The sequence below is a fragment of the Mesorhizobium sp. genome (assembly GCF_041661565.1).
Lineage (GTDB): Bacteria > Pseudomonadota > Alphaproteobacteria > Rhizobiales > Rhizobiaceae > Mesorhizobium.
The window spans coordinates 1-18959 of sequence record NZ_JBAZUD010000102.1; the positions used below are offsets into that span (position 1 = coordinate 1).

Annotated in this window: 16 protein-coding genes; 5 read left to right on the forward strand and 11 right to left on the reverse strand. The window is 64.1% G+C overall.

Annotated elements, in window-relative coordinates:
• The 4 genes from WC739_RS17575 to WC739_RS17590 all read right to left on the reverse strand — a co-directional run.
• On the reverse strand, positions 1–225 hold a 225-nt coding region (locus WC739_RS17575; protein WP_372954296.1), incomplete at its 3' end, for an SDR family NAD(P)-dependent oxidoreductase.
• A gap of 84 nt (positions 226–309) precedes the next feature.
• The gene (locus WC739_RS17580) at positions 310–1305 is read right to left on the reverse strand and encodes an ABC transporter permease (RefSeq protein WP_372954297.1); all 996 of its coding nucleotides are present in this window, start codon (positions 1303–1305) and stop codon (positions 310–312) included.
• Positions 1306–1376: 71 nt separating this feature from the next.
• A complete protein-coding gene (locus tag WC739_RS17585; protein WP_372954311.1) occupies positions 1377–2915 on the reverse strand; it encodes a sugar ABC transporter ATP-binding protein in 1539 nt (512 codons plus the stop codon).
• 115 nt (positions 2916–3030) lie between these two features.
• Complete coding sequence (locus tag WC739_RS17590; protein ID WP_372954298.1) at positions 3031–3993, reverse strand: sugar-binding protein; 963 nt, start codon at positions 3991–3993, stop codon at positions 3031–3033.
• Between the two features lie 577 nt (positions 3994–4570).
• Here WC739_RS17590 and WC739_RS17595 point away from each other — a divergent pair.
• On the forward strand, positions 4571–5680 hold the full coding sequence (locus WC739_RS17595; RefSeq protein WP_372954299.1) for a LacI family DNA-binding transcriptional regulator: 1110 nt from the start codon (positions 4571–4573) through the stop codon (positions 5678–5680).
• 128 nt (positions 5681–5808) lie between these two features.
• Here the strand turns inward: WC739_RS17595 and WC739_RS17600 are convergent, their stop codons facing one another.
• The 6 genes from WC739_RS17600 to WC739_RS17625 all read right to left on the reverse strand — a co-directional run bounded on the left by WC739_RS17600 (position 5809) and on the right by WC739_RS17625 (position 13384).
• The gene (locus WC739_RS17600) at positions 5809–6135 is read right to left on the reverse strand and encodes a cytochrome c (protein ID WP_372954300.1); all 327 of its coding nucleotides are present in this window, start codon (positions 6133–6135) and stop codon (positions 5809–5811) included.
• A 162-nt stretch (positions 6136–6297) separates the two neighbouring features.
• Positions 6298–7830: an AAA family ATPase gene (locus WC739_RS17605; protein WP_372954301.1), complete on the reverse strand. Its 1533-nt coding sequence runs from the start codon at positions 7828–7830 to the stop codon at positions 6298–6300.
• A gap of 58 nt (positions 7831–7888) precedes the next feature.
• Positions 7889–8335: a pyridoxamine 5'-phosphate oxidase family protein gene (locus tag WC739_RS17610; protein ID WP_372954302.1), complete on the reverse strand. Its 447-nt coding sequence runs from the start codon at positions 8333–8335 to the stop codon at positions 7889–7891.
• Between the two features lie 234 nt (positions 8336–8569).
• Complete coding sequence (locus WC739_RS17615; RefSeq protein WP_372954303.1) at positions 8570–9691, reverse strand: ABC transporter permease; 1122 nt, start codon at positions 9689–9691, stop codon at positions 8570–8572.
• Between the two features lies 1 nt (position 9692).
• On the reverse strand, positions 9693–12410 hold the full coding sequence (gene rbbA, locus WC739_RS17620; protein ID WP_372954304.1) for a ribosome-associated ATPase/putative transporter RbbA: 2718 nt from the start codon (positions 12408–12410) through the stop codon (positions 9693–9695).
• On the reverse strand, positions 12407–13384 hold the full coding sequence (locus WC739_RS17625; protein ID WP_372954305.1) for an HlyD family secretion protein: 978 nt from the start codon (positions 13382–13384) through the stop codon (positions 12407–12409). Before WC739_RS17625 ends, rbbA begins: the two co-directional genes overlap by 4 nt.
• A 331-nt stretch (positions 13385–13715) precedes the next feature.
• Between WC739_RS17625 and arcD the strand changes: the two genes are divergently transcribed.
• From arcD to arcC, 4 genes are read left to right on the forward strand one after another with little or no spacing between them, the layout of a single operon-like run.
• Positions 13716–15191, forward strand: a complete 1476-nt coding sequence (gene arcD / locus WC739_RS17630; RefSeq protein ID WP_372954306.1) for an arginine-ornithine antiporter — start codon at positions 13716–13718, stop codon at positions 15189–15191.
• Positions 15192–15223: 32 nt separating this feature from the next.
• Positions 15224–16453, forward strand: coding sequence for an arginine deiminase (locus WC739_RS17635; RefSeq protein WP_372954307.1), 1230 nt, complete (start codon positions 15224–15226; stop codon positions 16451–16453).
• 30 nt (positions 16454–16483) lie between these two features.
• Positions 16484–17485: an ornithine carbamoyltransferase gene (gene argF / locus WC739_RS17640; RefSeq protein ID WP_372954308.1), complete on the forward strand. Its 1002-nt coding sequence runs from the start codon at positions 16484–16486 to the stop codon at positions 17483–17485.
• A 1-nt stretch (position 17486) separates the two neighbouring features.
• Positions 17487–18392, forward strand: a complete 906-nt coding sequence (arcC, locus tag WC739_RS17645) for a carbamate kinase (protein ID WP_372954309.1) — start codon at positions 17487–17489, stop codon at positions 18390–18392.
• A 37-nt stretch (positions 18393–18429) separates the two neighbouring features.
• Here arcC and WC739_RS17650 read toward each other — a convergent pair.
• Positions 18430–18959, reverse strand: a 530-nt coding sequence (locus tag WC739_RS17650; protein ID WP_372954310.1) for an N-acetyltransferase family protein, incomplete at its 5' end; no start/stop codon positions are given.

Consider the following 18959-nt stretch of genomic DNA (forward strand, 5'->3'; position numbering starts at 1 on the left):
CATGATCGCCGCGATCGCGCTGTCCACCGACGCTGCGTCGCGGATGTCGACGGTACAGGCCATCGCATCGGGCAAACCGGCCGCGACCTGGCTCGCGCCCTCGCTGTTGATATCGGCGACGACGACAGCGGCGCCATTGTCGGACAGGCGTTTGGCGATGGAACTGCCGATGGCGCCGGCCGCTCCCGTGACCAGCGCCACCTTGCCTCGCAGATCGCAGCGCATGTCCCGTCAGCTCCTGTCGGCCCCTCTTATGCTATTATAATAATCAGGGGACCTGGACAAGCTGTTGCGTGGCGGCCAGGCGGCTTATTCGGCCGCCGCGCCGGCGACGCTTTTGCGGGTCGCGTCGGCCATCAGCCGCCGGGCGCGGAACACGCCCCATTGCTGGTCGACCAGCACGCCGATGAGGATGACGCCGCCCATCACCGCGAAGTTGAGGGAGGACGGGATGCCGAGCAAATTGACGAGGTTCTGCAGTTCCTGCAGCAGCACGGTGCCCAGCACGACGCCGATCAGCGAGCCTTCGCCGCCGCGCAGCGAGAAGCCGCCGAGCACGGCGGCGGCGATGGCGTAGAGCTCGTAGAACTGGCCATGGCTGGCCGGCGAGATCGAGCGCGTGTACATGGCAAAATAGATCGCCGACAGCGCCGTCAGCACGCCGCAGATGACATAGGCGGCGATGACGACGCGGCCGGTGCGGATGCCGGAATATTTCGCCGCCTCCTCGTTCTTGCCGATGGCGTAGAGATAGCGGCCGAACACCGAGCGGTGCAACACCACCCACATGATGATGGCGATGACGATCAGCGCGATGAAACTGTTGGGCACGCCCCAGGATCGGCCGGCGGTGAGGAATTCGAGTTCGGGAAAATTCTGGCCGAAGGCGAAGCCAGCGGTGCCGTCGGCGGTGTAGAAGCGGGCGACGCCGCGATAGATCAACAGGCCGCAGAGGGTGACGACGAAGGGTTGCAGTTTGAGCCGCGTAATCAGCCAGCCATGCGCGAGGCCGATGACAGCGCCGAGCATCAGGATGATGACGAAGGCGACCGGCCAGCCCATGCCGCGCGTGGCGATGAAGTCGATGAACAGCGTTCCCAGCAACGCCACCAGCGAGCCGACCGACAGTTCGATGCCGCCGGTGATGATGACGAAGGCCTGGCCGATCGACAGGATGCCGAACAGGCCGATCAGGTTCGAGGTGTTGGCAAGGTTGATCGGCAGCAGGAAGCGCGGATTGATGATGGCGACGATGGCGCCGACCACCAGGATCAGGATCAGCAGGCCGAGATCTTTCTTGCTCATCGTCTTCTCCCAAACGCCTGCTCGAGCAGGTCCTGCAAAGTCTTCCGCCGGCTTGCGCGGCAGGACAAAGGCTATTTCGGCGGCTTGCCCACCGCCAGCAGCAACACGTTTTCCTGGCTGAACCGGTCCTTGTCGAGAATGCCGGAAATCTGCCCTTCATGCATGACGGCGATGCGGTCGGACACGCCAATCACCTCTTCCATGTCGCTGGAGATCATCAGCACGGCGACGCCGGCGTCGGCCAGCGCCCGCATCAGCCCGTAGATTTCCGCCTTGGCGCCGATGTCGATGCCGCGCGTTGGCTCGTCGAGAATCATCACCTTCGGGTTCATGGCCAGCCATTTGCCCAGCACGACCTTCTGCTGGTTGCCGCCCGACAACGTGCCGGTGCGCGTCTGCACCGACGGCGCCCTGATGCCGAGATCCTTTTTCTGTTTCTCGGCGGTTGTCGTTTCGGCACTGGCGGACACCAGCAAGCGCCTTGCGTGCGCCGGCAGGTTCGGCAGCGAGATGTTCTGGGCGATCGACAGGTCGAGCAGGATGCCGGTCAGCTTGCGGTCTTCGGGCACCAGGAAGATGCCGTTCGCCACGGCATCGGCCGCGGAGCCGAGGACAAGCGGCTTGCCGTCGAGTTCGAGCGTGCCGCCAAGCGCCTTGTCGATGCCGAACAAAACCCGCGCCAGTTCGGTGCGACCGGAGCCGACAAGGCCGGCAAGGCCGAGGATTTCGCCGCGCCGGACGTCGAGATCGACCGGGCGGCCGGGATAGGCGCCGGTGCGGATGGCCTTGGCACAGAGGGCGACGGCGCCAGGCGCCCGCGCGGCCTCCGAAGCCTTTTCGCGCTCCTTGAGCATGCGGCCGATCATCAGCTTGACCATCTGGTCATGGCCGATGTCGGCCTTCGGCAGCGTGCCGGCCAGCATTCCGTCGCGCAGCACGACGACGCGGTCGGCGACACGCTCGACCTCGTGCAGGCGATGCGAGATGAAGATGACGCTGATGCCGTCGGCCTTCAGCGCCTTGATGACGTCGAGCAGTTTGTCGGTCTCGGCGATCGGCAGGCTCGATGTCGGCTCGTCGAGGATGACCAGCCTGGCCTTGATCGACAGCGCCTTGGCGATCTCGACCATCTGCTGCTGGGCGAGCGACAGGGACGCCACGGGCGTGTCGGCGGTGAAATTGGCGCCGACGCGCTTCAGCAGCGGCGCTACCATTTCGCGCAGCCTGGCGCGATCGACGAGCTTCAGCGGTCCGGCGCGCAGCGGCTCGCGGCCAAAGAAGATGTTGGCGGCGACATCGAGATTCTCGAATAGGTTGAGTTCCTGGTGAACGAAGGCGATGCCCGAACCGAGGCTGCCCTCCACGGTCAGCCCCTGATGCGCGGTGCCGTCGACCGTGATGGTGCCAGTGTCGGGCGTGGTGACGCCGCCGAGGATCTTCATCAGGGTCGATTTGCCGGCGCCGTTCTCGCCGACGAGGCCGATGACCTCGCCTGGCCTGACCTCCATGGAGAAGCCATCGAGCGCCACCACGCCGGGATAGGTCTTGCGCACGTTCTCCAGGCTGAGGAACGGCGCCGATGCGGCAATGGAGGTCTCGGAATAATTCATCATGCCTGACAGCGATTGGCGGGCCGGCCTTTCGGCAGACTGACGGTCCTTGCAAGGTTCGTCAATGCGGGACGCCGGCCCGGGGAAGATCCCGGACCGGCGCTGTTGCAGTCGCTCAGTTTCCCGACATTGCCTTCAGGTTGGCAGCGTAGGCGTCGACGTCATCCTTGCCGATGATCTTGGTCGGGATGATGATCAGGCCGCCGTCCGGGATGCCCGACTTGTCGCCCTTGAGATAGGCGGCCATCAGCTTCATGCCCTGGTAAGCCCATTCGAAGGGCTGCTGCACGACGGTGGCGGCAATCGTGCCTTCCTTGACGCCGCCCAGCGTGATCGGATCGTCATCGAAACCGACAACGGTAATCGCGCCGAGCTTGCCGGCATCGCGCAGCGCTTCGTAGATGCGCGGCGTGTTGTAGGAATAGAAGCCGACCATGCAGGTGACGTCGGGGCTGGCGACCAGCGCGTCCTCGACATTCTTCTTGGCGCGCGCCTGGTCGATGTCGTCGCCGCGCACGTCATCGAGCGTGATCTTGGTGCCGGCGAGGCCGTCCTTGAAGCCCTGGATGCGCTCCTTGGCATTGTCGGCGCCGAGCAGGCCGACGAAGCCGAGGCACTTGCCGCCATTGGGCATCGCCTTCTTGGCGATGTCGGCGGCCTGCTTGCCGGCGTCGACATTGGACGAGCCGATATAGGCGACGCGCTTGGTCTGCGGGGCATCGCTGTCGGTGGTGAACAGCGCCGTCTGCGACGCGATCTTGTTCAGGCCATCAGTCGAGGTCTTGGGATCGACGGCCGAGACCATGATGCCCTTGACGCCGGCCGTGACCAGGTCGTCCATCAGCCGCTGCTGGATGGCGACGGAGGACTGCTCGGGATATTTGAGCTCGAGATTGTAGTCCGGCAGCTCGCCCTGCGCCTTCTTGACGCCGGCTTCGGCGGCCTTCCAGAAATCGGAAGCGCCGTTGACGACGAAGGCCAGCGTCGGCTTGTCGTCGGCGCGCGCGATTGCCGTCGCCGACAGACCGAGCAGCAGTGCCGCAGCGGCGACCGACGCATTTCTGATGACAGATTTCATGTTGAACCTCCCGTTTGGCATTTTCGCCCGTTTGATGACTTCGCCTGTTCACATTTCGCTAGAACGGAATTTCGCCGAAATGGCTTCGACCTCCTCCCGGAAGCCTCCCGTCACGACCTTGACCTTACAGCCTCATGCGATGCTCGTAAATAATCGGATTTGTCTGACATTTGATTTTCAGGAGTGTCCCCTCGCAGGCTTGCCAGCGCCCGCCAGGGCCTTGCTCCCAGCGATCAGCGCCAACCCGGATCGACCTGAACCGGACTGACGATTTGACATTACAGAGCTCCCGGATATTAGTAAATAGTTATTAGTTTTGTTGATCGGGAGGATCGCGAGGCGTCGCTTTCTAGGCATCATAGGCGTCGGCGCTCCGCCGAAGCCCGTTGAAAGCTGAGCAATTGGCCAGGAATTACGGCAGAGGGGCGGCCACGCCGCGCCACCGGAGCGGAGCTTAGGCTTCGCCCGTTGATAATACTTATTATCAAGCTCCGTCGTATTATAAACGACCGGTATGGTGTGGGCTTGCGGCGCGAGTGGCCGCTGTCTAGACACCCCGAAGGGGATGGGAAGTCAGATGAGCGAACCGACGGATCCGCGCGATCCCGAGACATCGAGGCGCCGCAAGGCGCCGGCGAAGACCGCCAAGGGCAAGGTCACCATGACCGACATCGCCAGGGCCGCCGGCTGCTCGCAGGCGACGGTGTCGTTCGTGCTCAACAACACGCCGGGCATCAGGCTGTCGCGTCAGACGCGCGACCGGGTGATCGAGGCCGCACGCGATCTCGGCTACACCGCGCCGGCCTTCGCCGCCCTGCACAAGCCGGTTGCCGCCTTCGACGGACTGGATGGGGTGATCGGCTTCGCCGTCGACCAGCTCGCCACCAGCCCGGAGGCGGTCGTCGCCATCGAGGGCGCGCGCCAGGCCTCGTGGAATGCCGGCAACGTGCTTTTGGTGGCGCAGACGCTGGGCGATGCCGCGATGGAGCCGCGCGCCATCGCCGCGCTGACCAGACGTGGCATTTCGGCGCTGATCTACATGACCATCTTCACCCGCGAGATAACGGCGCCCGACTACCTCTACAGCCTCGACATCCCGGTGATCCTGCTGAATTGCTACACCGCCGACTATGCCTTCCCGGCCGTGGTGCCGAGCGAGATCGCCGGCGGCCAGAGTTCCACCCGCCATTTGATCAGCCACGGCCACCGCCGCATCGCCACCATCACCGGCGAGCCGTGGATGCAGGCCGCGCAGGACCGGCTCAAAGGTTACCGCCGCGCGCTCGCCACCGCCGACATCCCGTTCGATCCCGAACTTGTGGTCGAAGGCGACTGGTCGGCCAGCGCCGGCTATGCGGCGACCGTCAAGCTGCTGGCGCTGAAAGACAGGCCCACCGCCATTTTCTGCCAGAACGACCGCACCGCGATCGGCTGCTACGAGGCCCTGAAGGAAGCCGGCCTGCACATTCCGCAGGACATTTCCGTGGTCGGATACGACGACGAGGAAATCGCCCGCCATCTGTTCCCGCCGCTGACGACCTCGATCCTGCCGCATATGGCGATGGGCCAATGGGCGATCGAACAGCTGGAAGTGCCGTCGCCGCCCGGGCGGGGGCGGTACCCGATCACCAAGCTGGAGTGTCCGCTGGTGGAAAGGGAGAGTGTGCGGATGGTGGCCGGCGGCTGACAGCAGTGTGGCTGTAGCCGGCCCGGCCGAGTCCAATGTCGCTTAATCACCAATCGGGATGAGAGGGTTCGCTACGCGCCTTGCCCATTGTCATTGGGGATATGCGCGATGATCTCATCGATCCCTCCTCATCGATCCTGCACGCTCCTTATGTAGGCGATGATCGCATCGATCTGGTCCGGGCTTGCCACGAATTCGGGCATGTCGGGATGCCCCGTCGAAATTCCCTCCGCCAGAGCCTCTTCCAGATCCTCGATCGGATATCGCTTCGACAAGGTCCGAAAAGGCGGCGCGTCAGGATGCGTGCTGGTGTCGTTGCTGCCGACCGCATGGCATCTGGCGCAGTTGGTTTCGACCAACGCCTTGCCGCGGAGTTCCTCCGCCTCCGTATGGGTCGCCGGCAACGCGACCAAGGCGGCAATGATCGCGGCTGATAATCGGCTGTTTGGGCGCATGTCCGGGCCTCCGAACTGCAGTCTGCCTCGGAATCGCACCATGCACCTTGATGTCGATCAAGGGTAAGGCTTGGATGAGTCAATCCGACGCTGATAACGAGCGGCGCGGAACGTTCATCATCACCTCGAAGCCATCCTGAGAGTCCGTGGATTTGCGCCAGTCTAACTGTCCGTCGTTAGCGTCCGCGCGACTATCGTGGAAACGATCTCGGGCACCGGCTTGGCTGCGTCCATTCCTTGCCAGCCGGTGCTGTCCACCTTGCGTGCCAGCTGACGGGACAGAACGTCGACCGTCGCATCGGACGGACCGCCGCGCCGTGCGGAGACGCGTCGCCTCAGAAGCTCCGGCCGCGCTTCGAGCCAGATGCCGAAGAACGGCACTCCCGCCTTGCGCGCCGCCATCTCGATCAGGTCACGATCCGGGCCGCGATCGAAGACCGCGTCGGCGACGACGGTTCCGCCGTCCGAGAGAATGAGGCCCGCGCGCGTCGCCAATCGGTCATAGACCTTCTGCGAGATTTCAGGCTTATAGGCGTCGTCCGGAAGGCGCGCTTCGGCGGGAACGCCATGCATGGCCTTGCGGATGCGGTCGCTCTCGAGGATACGCGCGCCCGGCGGCACACCTATCCAGGCGGCAAGCGCGTCGGCGATCGTTGTCTTCCCCGAACCGCTCAGCCCGCCAATGGCAATGAGTTGCGCCGGCTTCTCCCGCAGGAGCGACAGGGCAAGATCGTAATAGGAACGGGCCTCCAGAACCAGGCGGTCGGTGGCGTCACTGCCTTCTTCGACCTGCGTCGCGGTCACGTGAGCCCTCACTGCCGCCCGCACCGCCATGAAGAAGGGCAGAAGGACAAAGCCGTCCTCGTCGTCCGACTCGTCCAGATATCGGTTCATCACGAGATTGGCGAGGTCGGCCAGTCCTCGATACCAAAGATCCATAAGGAGAAAAGCCAGGTCATAGAGCACGTCGACCGTCGCTATCTGGTCGTTGAATTCGATGCAGTCGAACAGGCTGGGCTTGCCGTCGAGCAGGCAGATGTTGCGCAGATGCAGGTCGCCATGGCAGAGGCGCACCTTGCCGGCCTTCTCGCGCCGATCGAGCCGATCCGAGTGGCGCGCCAAAGCCGAACGGAAGGCGGCGTTGAAAGCTAGCTTCTCTGAAGCCCCGAACACATGGCTTGTCGCAAAGCCGGCCTCATTGATATCGAGCACGCCGGCCAGATTGTCCCGGCCCGCGCCGGCATGGACCATTTCGGCGTCGCGATGAAACCGGGAGATCATACGCGCGGTTTGCGTCATCAGCGCCGGCGTGAGCCTGCCGCCGACGGCCATCCGGTCGAACAGGCTTTCTTGGTCGAAGCGCGTCATCTCGACGACGGCATCGATCAACTCGCCTTCGCCGCCGAAGCCGATCCGGCCGTCCTTTCGCCGGGTCAATTCGCGCACACCGAGATAAAGGCCGGGCGCCGTCCTGGTGTTGAGGTCGACCTCCTTTCGGCACGTCGCAAGCCGCAAGGCCGGCGTCGAGAAATCGGCATAGGGCAGCTTGACCGCGCGCTTCATCTTGTAGGCCCGGCCGCCGACCAGGAATATCCGGGAGATATGCGTTTCCACCATCTCGACCGGGGTCGAGGCCCCGTATGAAGACGCATCGCGCATGAACGCGGTCGCCGCGACTTGATCGTCAACGATCATGAAATGGGCCCGGCAGACATGGAAAACCCATCGATCCCGACGTCGAGAGCGCGCGGGATCATTCCGTCGCTTCCCTGCCGGAAACCCGGTCCACGAGGATGCGAAAGAAGACATGCTGCGAGTGATCGGAAATCGAGAATTCGACGGGTTTGAGGGCCCCCGGCTCCCACCAGTCATTGTGCTTGCTCAAAAGCGACCAGGCGTGGTCGCGTGCAACCTTATGATCGATATGGTCCGGCAATTCCTCGTAGCGCCCCTCGGCGATAACACTCGTCCATCCCCTGCCTTCCCCCCGCTGATCCACCAGCAAGGAAACAAGAGGGTTCGCGCGCATCCAGTCGATTTTCTTGCCTGGCATCGAGAACGCGTAAATGTGGATATCCGCATAGGCATAGTGGATGGGAATGACGTAAGGCTGGCCTGCCTTCGAGCAGGCCAGGAAGCCCACCCGATGCGCCGTGAGCAGGTGCGAGCATTCATTGTTCGACAGCGTCCGAATATCCATCGTGCATGACTCCTTTGCAGCTTATCTCATCGACCCTGGCGGTCCGACATGTCCTGTGAAGCTGCGAGGCTTGGGGGCCTTCATCAGATATCCTTCGACCCGGCTTCTCCTTGATGCGGGTCAAACCGCAGAAGAGCTGTCCAACCCGCTGGATCTTTGCCGTCGTTCGGCCTCATTGTCCACGATCCGAGGAGCGATGCGATCCTGGTCGCGACCGGTCCACGCGGCCGGCCTTTACTGCATGCTGAGCAGCGCCTTGCGGAAGCGCAATGAGGCAAGTCCGACAAAGACGGCGCCTATGACGACGAGCGCGGCCATCTGCGGCCAAATGATCGCAAGACCTGCGCCGCGATAGAGGATCGCCTGCGACAGGGCAACGAAATGCGGCGCCGGCGAAGCCATCATCGCCTGCTGAAGCCATTCGGGCATGCTCTCCATCGGCGTCGTGCTGCCGGACAGAAGGTTCATGACGATGAGCACCGGCATGACGATCAGGCCGAACTGCGCCATGGAGGTCGAAACCGTGGCTATGAGAATGCCGAGCGCGGTGGTCGAGAAGAGATAGAGCACGGCGGCCGTGACGAAGAGGGGCAGCGAACCCGCCACCGGGACGCCAAGAAGACGCTCGACCACGACCAGCAAGCACAGGATCGCCGCCACCACGATCACCAGCCCATTGGCCCAGATCTTGGCCAGCATGATCTCGATCGGCCTGACCGGCATGACAAGAAGGTGTTCGATCGTGCCATGTTCCCGCTCGCGGATCAGGGCCGCGCCGGCCAGGATCACCGACAGCATGGTGATGTTGTTGATCACCTGCATGACGGCGGTAAACCACCCGGATTTGAGGTTGGGATTGAACATGGCGCGGACCACGAGGTCGATCGGCTGGGCCAGCGCCCTGGTGGGCATCGCGGCAACCACCTCCTGCAGGAGGATGTTCTGGATATAGGAGGCGCCATTGCCGGCCTGCGACATGGCGGTCGCGTCGATGTCGAGGCCGATCTGGGGATGCCGCCCGGCAATGACGTCCTGCTCGAATCGGGGCGGGATCTGCACGACGAAGACGACACGGCCGGAGTCCATCGCCTGGTCGACCTCATCGGCGTCGATCAGCGCAGGCTCCTTGAAGAACGGCTTCAGCAACGCATCGCGCAGGCGGGCGGAGAGCATTGAACGGTCTTCGTCGACGACTGCGACAGATGCGTTCTCGACTTCAAATTTGGCGCCCGTCGACACGGCGTAGATGGCGAAGGTGAAGGTGTAGACGATCAGCACCATCAAGATCGGATCGCTCCACAGGCTGCGGAGCTCCTTGAGGCCAAGCCGGAAGATCGTCACGAGCGATGCAGCCATGTCAGGTTCCCTGCTTGCGCAGTGCGACGACCGAAGCCGTGATGAAGCCGAGGCCGAACAGGACCAGCACCGCGAGATTGAGCCACAAATCGGCGAAGCCGAGGCCCTTGGCGAACACGCCGACGCTGATCGGCTGATACCAGGCGGCCGGGAAGGCAAGGCCGAGCAGGCGCCCGCTGCCCGAAAGCGACGAGACGGGCACCAGGAGGCCGGAAAAGTTGGCCGCCGGAATCATGGCGATGATCGCCGTTGCGAAAATTGCGGCAACCTGGCTTTTCACGAAACTCGACACGAACAGGCCGAAGCCGGTGGTGGCGAGGACATAGGCCAGCGAACCGACGGCGAGCATGGGAAACGAGCCCTTGAGCGGAACGCCGAAGACGAGCCGGGCAAGGATCACCAGCGAAAGGAAGCTCACAAACGCGATGGCGACATAGGGAAGCTGCTTGCCGAGCAGGAATTCGATCCGGGTGACGGGTGTGGCCCGGAAATTGGCAATCGACCCCGTCTCCTTCTCCTTGACGATGCCGATGGCTGTCATGATGGCCGGGATCAGCACCAGCATCAGCATGATGACGTTGGGCACGATGGCGTTGACGCTCTTGAACGCCTGATTGTAGCGGAAGCGCGGCTCGATATCGATCGGATAGGGCGACACGGCCTTGCCATTCCGGCGGATCGCGGCGTCGGCCAGGTAGCTCATCGCCAGACCGTTCACATAGCCGCGCGCTGTCTCTGCGCGGAACGGCATGGCGCCGTCGAGCCAGACGGCGACCTGGGGTTGGCGCCGCCGCAGCATGTCCCGGCCAAAGTTCGGCGGCACCTCGACGGCCAGCTTCAGTTCCCCGCTTCTCAGCCGCGCCTCCATATCCTGCGGCGAGGTGATGGGCGGCCGCTCATCGAAATAGCGCGAGCCCTGGAAGCTCTCCAGCAATTGCCGGCTCTGTGCGGTCTGGTCCTGGTCGAATGCGGCAAAGGGCAGATGCTCGACGTCGAAGGAGATGCCGTAGCCGAAGGTCAGCAGTAAGAGCACCGGTCCGAGAAAGGCGAAGACCAGACGCGCCGGATCGCGCAGGATCTCCAGCGTCTCGCGCCATGCATAGGCCCAGAGCCGCCGCGGATCGACCGCCCTCGGCTTCGACGCCTTCTGGCCGGTCGGCGCGGACAGCGTCACCTGCCCGGCATCGCTGCCCATGCCTGCCTCTTCGAGCACGGCGACAAAGACGTCCTCCAGCGTCTCCTTGCCGCGCTGCTCTTTCAACTCGGCCGGACTGCCGAGCGCCAGAACCTTGCCGTCGTGCATCAGGGAGATGCGGTCACAGCGTTCCGCCTCGTTCATGAAGTGGGTGGACAGGAAGATGGTGACGCCGTCGTCGCGCGACAGCGCCATGAGGAAGCGCCAGAACCCGTCTCGGGCGACCGGGTCGACGCCGGAGGTCGGCTCGTCGAGGATGAGCACCTGGGGCTTGTGGATGACGGCGACCGCCAGTTGCAGGCGCTGGCGGATGCCGAGGGGCAGGCTTTCCGGCTTGCTGTCGGCAACGGCGCCAAGATCGAAACGGTCCAGCATCTCTTCGATGCGCGGCTCGATCTCGCTGCGGCCGATGCCGAACAGTTGCGCGTGCAGCAGCAGGTTCTGCCGCACGGTCAGTTCGCCGTAGAGCGAGAAGGATTGCGACATGTAGCCGACGCGCCGTCGGGTCTCCATGTCGCCGGCGTGGAGCGGCTGGCCAAACAGCTCGGCCTTGCCCTCGGTGGCGGGCAGGAGACCGGTCAGCATCTTCATGGTCGTGCTCTTGCCGCTGCCGTTCGAGCCGAGGAAGCCGAAGATCTCGCCCTTCTCGATCCGGAAACTGACATGATCGACGGCCGTGAAGTCGCCAAAGCGACGCGTGAGACCGTCGGCCTGGATGGCGGGGACACCATCGTAGACGACGCGCGGCGTGACCAGCAAAGCCGCATCGCCCCGGCGCACCTCTTCCGGCATGAGGGCGACGAAGGCGCGCTCCAGCGTCGCCTCGCCGGCCTTTTCGCGGATTTCAGCCGGACTGCCGGTCGCGATCACGCGGCCGCCATGCATTGCTGCGAGCCAGTCGAAGCGTTCCGCCTCTTCCATATAGGCGGTGGCGACCAGCACGCTCATGCCGGGGCGGCGCTCGCGCATGCGAGCGATGAGGTCCCAGAACTGGCGGCGCGACAAAGGGTCGATGCCGGTCGTCGGCTCGTCGAGGATGAGCAGGTCGGGGTCGTGGATCAGCGCCGCGCAAATGCCGAGCTTCTGTTTCATTCCACCCGAGAGTTTGCCGACAGGCCTGTCGCGGAACGGGGCGAGGCCAGTGGCCAGGAGAAGCTCGTCGATGCGGGCATGGCGCTCCGCGCCGCCCTGCCCGAACAGCCGGCCGAAGAAGTCGAGATTCTCCGCCACGCCAAGCGTGGGATAAAGATTGCGGCCGAGCCCTTGGGGCATATACGCAATGCGTGCGCCGGCCGAATGGCGCTCGCCCGCGAGCGTCATGTTCGCGCCGAGCACGCGGACCTGTCCCTGCTGAACGCGAGTGACGCCCGCGGCAATTCCGAGCAAGGTCGACTTGCCCACGCCATCGGGACCGATGAGGCCGGCCATGAACCCGGCGGGAATGGCCATGTCGACCCGGTCAAGAGCCAGCGTCTTGCCGTATCGATGGACGACATGCCTGATGTCGAGAACGGCCTCGTTCATTGCGGAAGCTTCACCGCAAGCTCGGCCGGCCAGGCCGTTGCCTGGTCGGTCCGGACGTAGGAGACGCCCCGCACGCCGATCTTCACGCGCGATTCATATTGTTTGAGCAGGCTCGAAGCGATCCGCAGCTTGACGCGGAACATGAGCTTCTCGCGCTCGTCCTGTGTCTCGACGGTCTTTGGTGTGAATTGTGCGTCGGATGCGACGAACGAAACCGTGGCCGGGATCACATATTCGGGTGCGGGGTCGAGCACGATCCGCGCCTCGTCGCCGACCGCGAGGCGGCCGGCCTCCCGCGCCGGCAGAAAAACGGTCATGTAGACGTTAGACAGGTCGAGCAGGGTGACGATGGGCGCGCCGGCGCCGACCACTTCGCCCGACTGCACCAGCTTGTATTCGACGCGACCCCGCCGCGGGGCGGTCAGCAGGGAGTCGTCGAGCGATGATTGAATGCGGGCAACGTCGGCGCGCGCCGCGTCGGTTGCCGCGTGCGCCTCTTCCAGTCCCGCTTCGGCGGCGACGCGGGCGGCCTGCGCAGCCGTAAGCTGGCTTTTGCGCAGGTCCAGGTCCTGCCTGCTGCCATAGCCGCGCGCATTCAAGGTGGATGCGCGGTCATACTCCTGCTGGGCAAGCACCAGCTCGCTGTCGCGCTGCGCGATCAGCGCTTCCGCTTCGGCTGCCGCCTTTTCCGCCCGCCTCACCTCCGCTTGCGCGCCGGCCATCTGCGCCAGCAGATCGGCCGTATCCATGCGCGCCACCACGGCGGCGGCATCGACGGTCTGGCCCTCGTCGACGAGAACGTCGGCGACACGGCCGGCAAGCTTTGCCGACACCAGCACCTCCTCCGCCTCGATGCGGCCGTTGGTCATGGTCACGGTGTCGGGCAGTTGGGTGCCGCCCAGCCTTCCCCACAGCGCGTGAATCCGGTCGCCGAAGCTCGGCTGATCGGTGGAAAAAGCCGGAGCGGCGGACAAGATGCTGGCCGTCAGGACGGCCGCGAAAAGGGAGGATCGAAAATGCGCCAAGAGACAGCTCCAACGAAGATCTGACGGGGAAAGACAGCCCCAACCTCGCTCCATTATCGCGGCGTCCTGGCTCCCACATTGACGCAGATCATACCCGGGCGGTTGACCCCTGCTGCCGGCCTTCGATGTTCGCGGGCAAACGTCGACGGCTCAAGTCAAACACCAACAATTCGCGTCCCGGTTCGATTCCGGCGTTCGACTTTGACGCGCATCAAAGCCCTCCGGACGGATCCGGCACAGTCTCTGGTGGAAATTGGCCCAGAACCTCGGGAGACCCGCCATGGCCGCCACTGAAATTTCCACATCCGCCTTACCGGCTAGTTCGACAATGGCGGGGTCGAGCAACAAGCTGCGCCTCGGCGCGCTCACTGCGCTTGTCATCGGTTCGATGGTGGGCTCAGGCGTCTTCAGCCTACCGCAGAACATGGCGGCCGGGGCCGGGCCTCTCGCCATCATCATCGGCTGGGGCATCACGGCGGTCGGCATGCTGGCGCTAGTCTTCGTCTACCAGTCGCTGGCCACCCGAAAGCCGGAACTCGATGCCGGACCCTATGCCTATGCCAAGGCCGGCTTCGGCCCCTTCATCGGCTTCAACAGTGCCTGGGGCTATTGGATAAGCGCATGGGTCGGCAACGTCTCCTACGCCGTGATCGTCTTCAGTGCGCTGTCCTATTTCTATCCATCCTTCGGCGACGGAAATACATGGCAGGCCGTGCTCGGAGCATCGGTGCTCCTATGGATCATTCATTTCCTCATCATGGCCGGCGTGCGCCAGGCGACGGTTGTCAATACGGTCGTCACGATCGCCAAGATCGCGCCGATCGTGCTGTTCATCGGCGTCGTTGCCGTGGCGTTCAAGATCAATGTCTGGTCGCTTGATTTCACCGGATTGGGCAATGCCAGCCTCGGCACGGTCATGACGCAGGTGAAGAGCACGATGCTGGTCACCTTGTGGGTGTTCATCGGCATCGAAGGCGCCAGCGTCTTCTCCGCCCGCGCCGAACGGCGCAAGGATATCGCCACCGCCACGGTCCTGGGCTTCTTCACCTGTCTGGCGCTCTACGCGCTCGTGTCACTGCTCTCGCTCGGCATCATGACCCAGCCGGAACTTGCCGCGCTCAAGAACCCCTCGATGGCGGGCGTCCTGGAGGCGGTTGTGGGACCTTGGGGAGCCATCCTCATCAACCTGGCGCTCGTTGTCTCGGTCACCGGCGCGTTCCTGAGCTGGACCCTGCTCGCCGCCGAAATCCCGCACGCTGCCGGCAACGACGGGACGATGCCCAAGTTCTTCGGTCATGAGAACACGCGTGGCGTTCCCTCCACCTCGCTGCTCATCACCAATCTGCTGGTCCAGGCTTTTCTCATCATAGCGCTGTTCGCGCACAGCACTTACCAGGCCCTGTTCTATATCGCCTCCGTGGCAATCCTGGTGCCGTACATCTTCTCCGGCGCCTATGCGGCGAAGCTCGCCTTCACCGGTGAGGCCTATGGCGCAGGCGAGAACCGGTTCGGCGCACTGATCATGGGTCTTCTCGCCACGATCTATGGCCTGTGGCTCGTCTATGCGGCGGGGCTTTCGTACCTCTTCATGTGCGCGATCCTCTATGCGCCCGGCATCATCTTCTACATCTGGGCGCGGCGTGAAAACCAGGCACGTGTCTTCCACCCGGTAGAGGCGGTCCTTGCGGTGGCCTTGGTCGCAATCGGCTTCTACGCCGCCTACGAAATGTGGACGGGTGCCGTCAGCGCGCTCTGAAGCTCACCTGCCCTTTGAAAGGAACATCCTCCATGACCACCCTTGGGAGCGCCCTTGGCGTTCATTCCGAAATCGGCCGCCTGCGCGAGGTGATCGTCCATCGGCCCGATCTCAGCCTGCAGCGCCTGACCCCCGACAATTGCAAGGCGTTGCTGTTCGATGACGTCTTGTGGGTCAAGCGCGCAAGGCAGGAACACGACGTCTTCGTCGATGCGTTGCGCGAACGTGGCGTGACGGTGCATCTGTTCGGCGAGTTGCTGGCCGAGGCAATGGCCTTGCCCGAGGCGCGCAAGTGGTTGCTGGACCGACGGGTCGATGCCTCTGTGGTCGGCTACGACATGGTCGACGAGATGCGCGGCTGGCTCGACGAAATGCCGGCGCATGAGCTTTCGACCGTCCTCGTCGGCGGCATCGCTCGTGCTGAATTGCCCTTCCAGCCGGCGGGTCTCACCGGCAAGACGCTGCTGCCGCAGGACTTCGTGCTGCCGCCGCTGCCCAACCAGCTTTTCACCCGCGACAGTTCGTGCTGGATCTACCGCGCGGTTTCGGTCAACGCCATGTACTGGGCGGCAAGGAAGCCCGAGGCCGCCAACGTCGAAGCTGTCTACCGCTTCCATCCGCGCTTCCGCGACTCCGGCGTGCCTTTCGTCTCGCCCGACACTCCCGGCCCCGGCGTCAGCCTCGAAGGCGGCGATGTGATGCCGATCGGCAACGGCGTCGTGCTGGTCGGCATGGGCGAGCGCACCACGCCGCAAGCCGTCGGCGGGCTGGCTCGCAGCCTGTTCGCCGCCGGCGAGGCGACCCGCGTGATCGCCGCGCTCATGCCGCGCGACCGGTCCTTCATGCATCTCGATACGGTGTTCACGTTCTGCGATCGCGATCTGGTCACCATGTACCCGCCCGTCGTCGAGCGGTTGCGTACATTTTCCCTGCGCCCCGGCGAGGGCACGGCCTCGGTCGATGTCGTCGAAGAGAAAAAACCGTTCACGGACGTCGTCAAGGAGGCGCTGGGATTGCAGACCTTGCGCATCGTGGCCACCGGCGGCGGCGCCTACGAGGCCGAGCGCGAGCAATGGGACGACGGCAACAATGTGATCGCCGTCGAGCCAGGCGTTGTCATCGGCTACGATCGCAACGTCTATACCAATACGCTGCTGCGTCGTTCCGGCATCGAGGTGATCACGGTGGAAGGCGCGGAGTTGAGCCGCGGCCGTGGCGGCGGTCATTGCATGACCTGCCCGATCGTCCGCGACGCGATCTGATGCAACCGTGATCCAACAAGGAATACCGACATGCCAGTCAATCTCCATGGTCGCAACGTTCTGACACTCGACGATTTCTCGCCATCCGAGATTCGCTACCTTCTCAGGCTCGCCGCCGACCTCAAGACAGCCAAGCAAAGTGGCACTGAGGTGCCCCGGCTGACGCGCAAGAACATCGCCTTGATCTTCGAGAAGGATTCCACCCGGACGCGCTCCGGCTTCGAGGTCGCCGCATACGACCAAGGCGCGCACGTGACCTATCTCGGTCCGACCGGCAGCCACATCGGCCATAAGGAATCCATGAAGGACACCGCCCGCGTTCTGGGCCGCATGTACGACGCCATCGAATATCGAGGCTTCGGCCAGCACCAGGTCGAACTGCTCGCCGCTTACGCCGGCGTGCCGGTCTACAATGGCCTGACCAATGAGGATCATCCGACCCAGATCCTCGCCGACCTGATGACCATGCGCGAATTCACGCACAAGCATCTGTCGGACATGACGGTCGCCTTTGTCGGGGAGGGCCGCGACAACGTCGCCCAGTCGCTGGCGATCGGCGCGGCCAAGGTCGGCATCGACATCCGCATTGCCTCTCCGAAGGAACTGTGGCCGGACGATCGCTTCTGCGCCCATGTCACCGCACTGGCCGAGCGCAGCGGCGGCCGCTTCAGGCTGGACGAGGATGTGAAAGGCTGTGTCGAGGGCGCCGATTTCATCTACACCGATGTCTGGCTCTCGATGGGGGAGGACGAAAGCGGCTGGGCAGAACGCATCAAGCAGCTCACGCCCTACCGCGTCACCCGCGAGATGATGGCATCGACGGGCAACCCGTTCACGAAATTCATGCACTGCCTGCCGGCCTTCCACGACACCGAGACGGAGGTGGGCGCGCATATATCGCAGAAATACGGCATCGATTGCATGGAGGTCACCGACGAGGTGTTTGAATCCGAAGCCTCGATCGTCTTCGACCAGGCCGAAAACCGCATGCATTCGATCAAGGCGATCCTCGTCGCCACCATCGGCGGCTGAGATGCGCATCGTCGTGGCGTTGGGCGGCAACGCCCTGCTTCATCGGGGCGAGCCGATGACCGCCGACAACCAGCGCGCCAATGTGCATGGCGCCGCGGCCGTTCTCGCGGAGCTCATCGGCGACGGCCACACGCTGATCATCACGCATGGCAACGGACCGCAAGTCGGCCTGCTGGCCCTGCAGGCGGCGGCGTCGTCCGAGACCCCCTTTCCGCTCGACGTGCTCGATGCCGAAAGTGCCGGCATGATCGGCTATGTCCTGCAGCAGGAACTCGGCAATGTCGTCAAGGACAGGCTGTTCGCCACGCTGCTCACGCAGGTGAAGGTCGACCCGCGCGATCCCGCATTCGCCAATCCCACCAAGCCGATCGGCGCCGTCTATGACGAGGCGACGGCGCGCCGGCTTGCCGCTGAGCGCGGTTGGAAGATCGCCCCCGACAACGACAAATGGCGCCGCGTGGTGCCTTCTCCGAAGCCGTTGGAAATCCTCGAAATAGAGGTGCTCTCCTTCCTGATCGACCATGGCGTCATCGTGATTTGCGGCGGGGGCGGCGGCATCCCCGTGGTTCAACTGGAGAATGGCGGCATCGCCGGCGTCGAGGCGGTGATCGACAAGGATCTCGCTTCCTCGCTCCTGGCCCGCCGGCTTGGGGCCGACATGCTGCTCATGCTGACGGATGTCGATGCCGTCTATCTGGGCTGGGGTACGGCCGATTCCCGTCCGCTCGGCCGCGTGCTCACCTCGGACATTGCCGGCAGGGACTTCTCGGCGGGATCCATGGGACCCAAGGTCACGGCGGCGGTGGAATTCGCCGAGGCGACCGGCAAGCCCGCCGCGATCGGCAGGCTGGAAGACGCGGCGCGCATCGTTGCCGGCACGTGCGGCACGTTTGTCACGAAGCAATAGGCTAACCGTGGGGCTTCACTGATCCAGTTCGGCCCCGTCATGGCCGGCCGAGGTCCGCAAGGACGAGCGATGCCTTGGTGATCCCGACGCCGGTGGTGTCGGGAACGAGCCGGAAGCCGATCTCCCCGCACATCTTCAGCATCTTGGCGTTGCCGCTCAACACAAAGCCCTCGATCCGTTCAAGTCCGTCCGCCTTCGCGTAGTCGATCAGGCGGTGGAGCATCGCCCAGCCGAGACCACGGCCCTGCAGGTCGCTGCGAACCAGGATCGCATAGTCCGCCATCTCGTGGTCCGGATCGGCCGAGAGCCGGGCGATGCCGCACAGCGCGCCCGTTTCGCCATCGAGCGCGACGAAGGCCATTTCCCGGTCATAGTCGAGCTGTGTCAAGCGAACCAGCATCTTGTCTGGAATATCCGCGCGCGCGCCCAGGAACCGCGAACGGATATCATCCGGCGATGTCTTGGCGAGAAAATCGGGATAGAGCGCGGCATCTTCCGGCCGGATCGGCCGCACATGGTAAGTCCGGTCGTCGAGACGCACATCTTTCGCCCATTCCGCCGGATAGG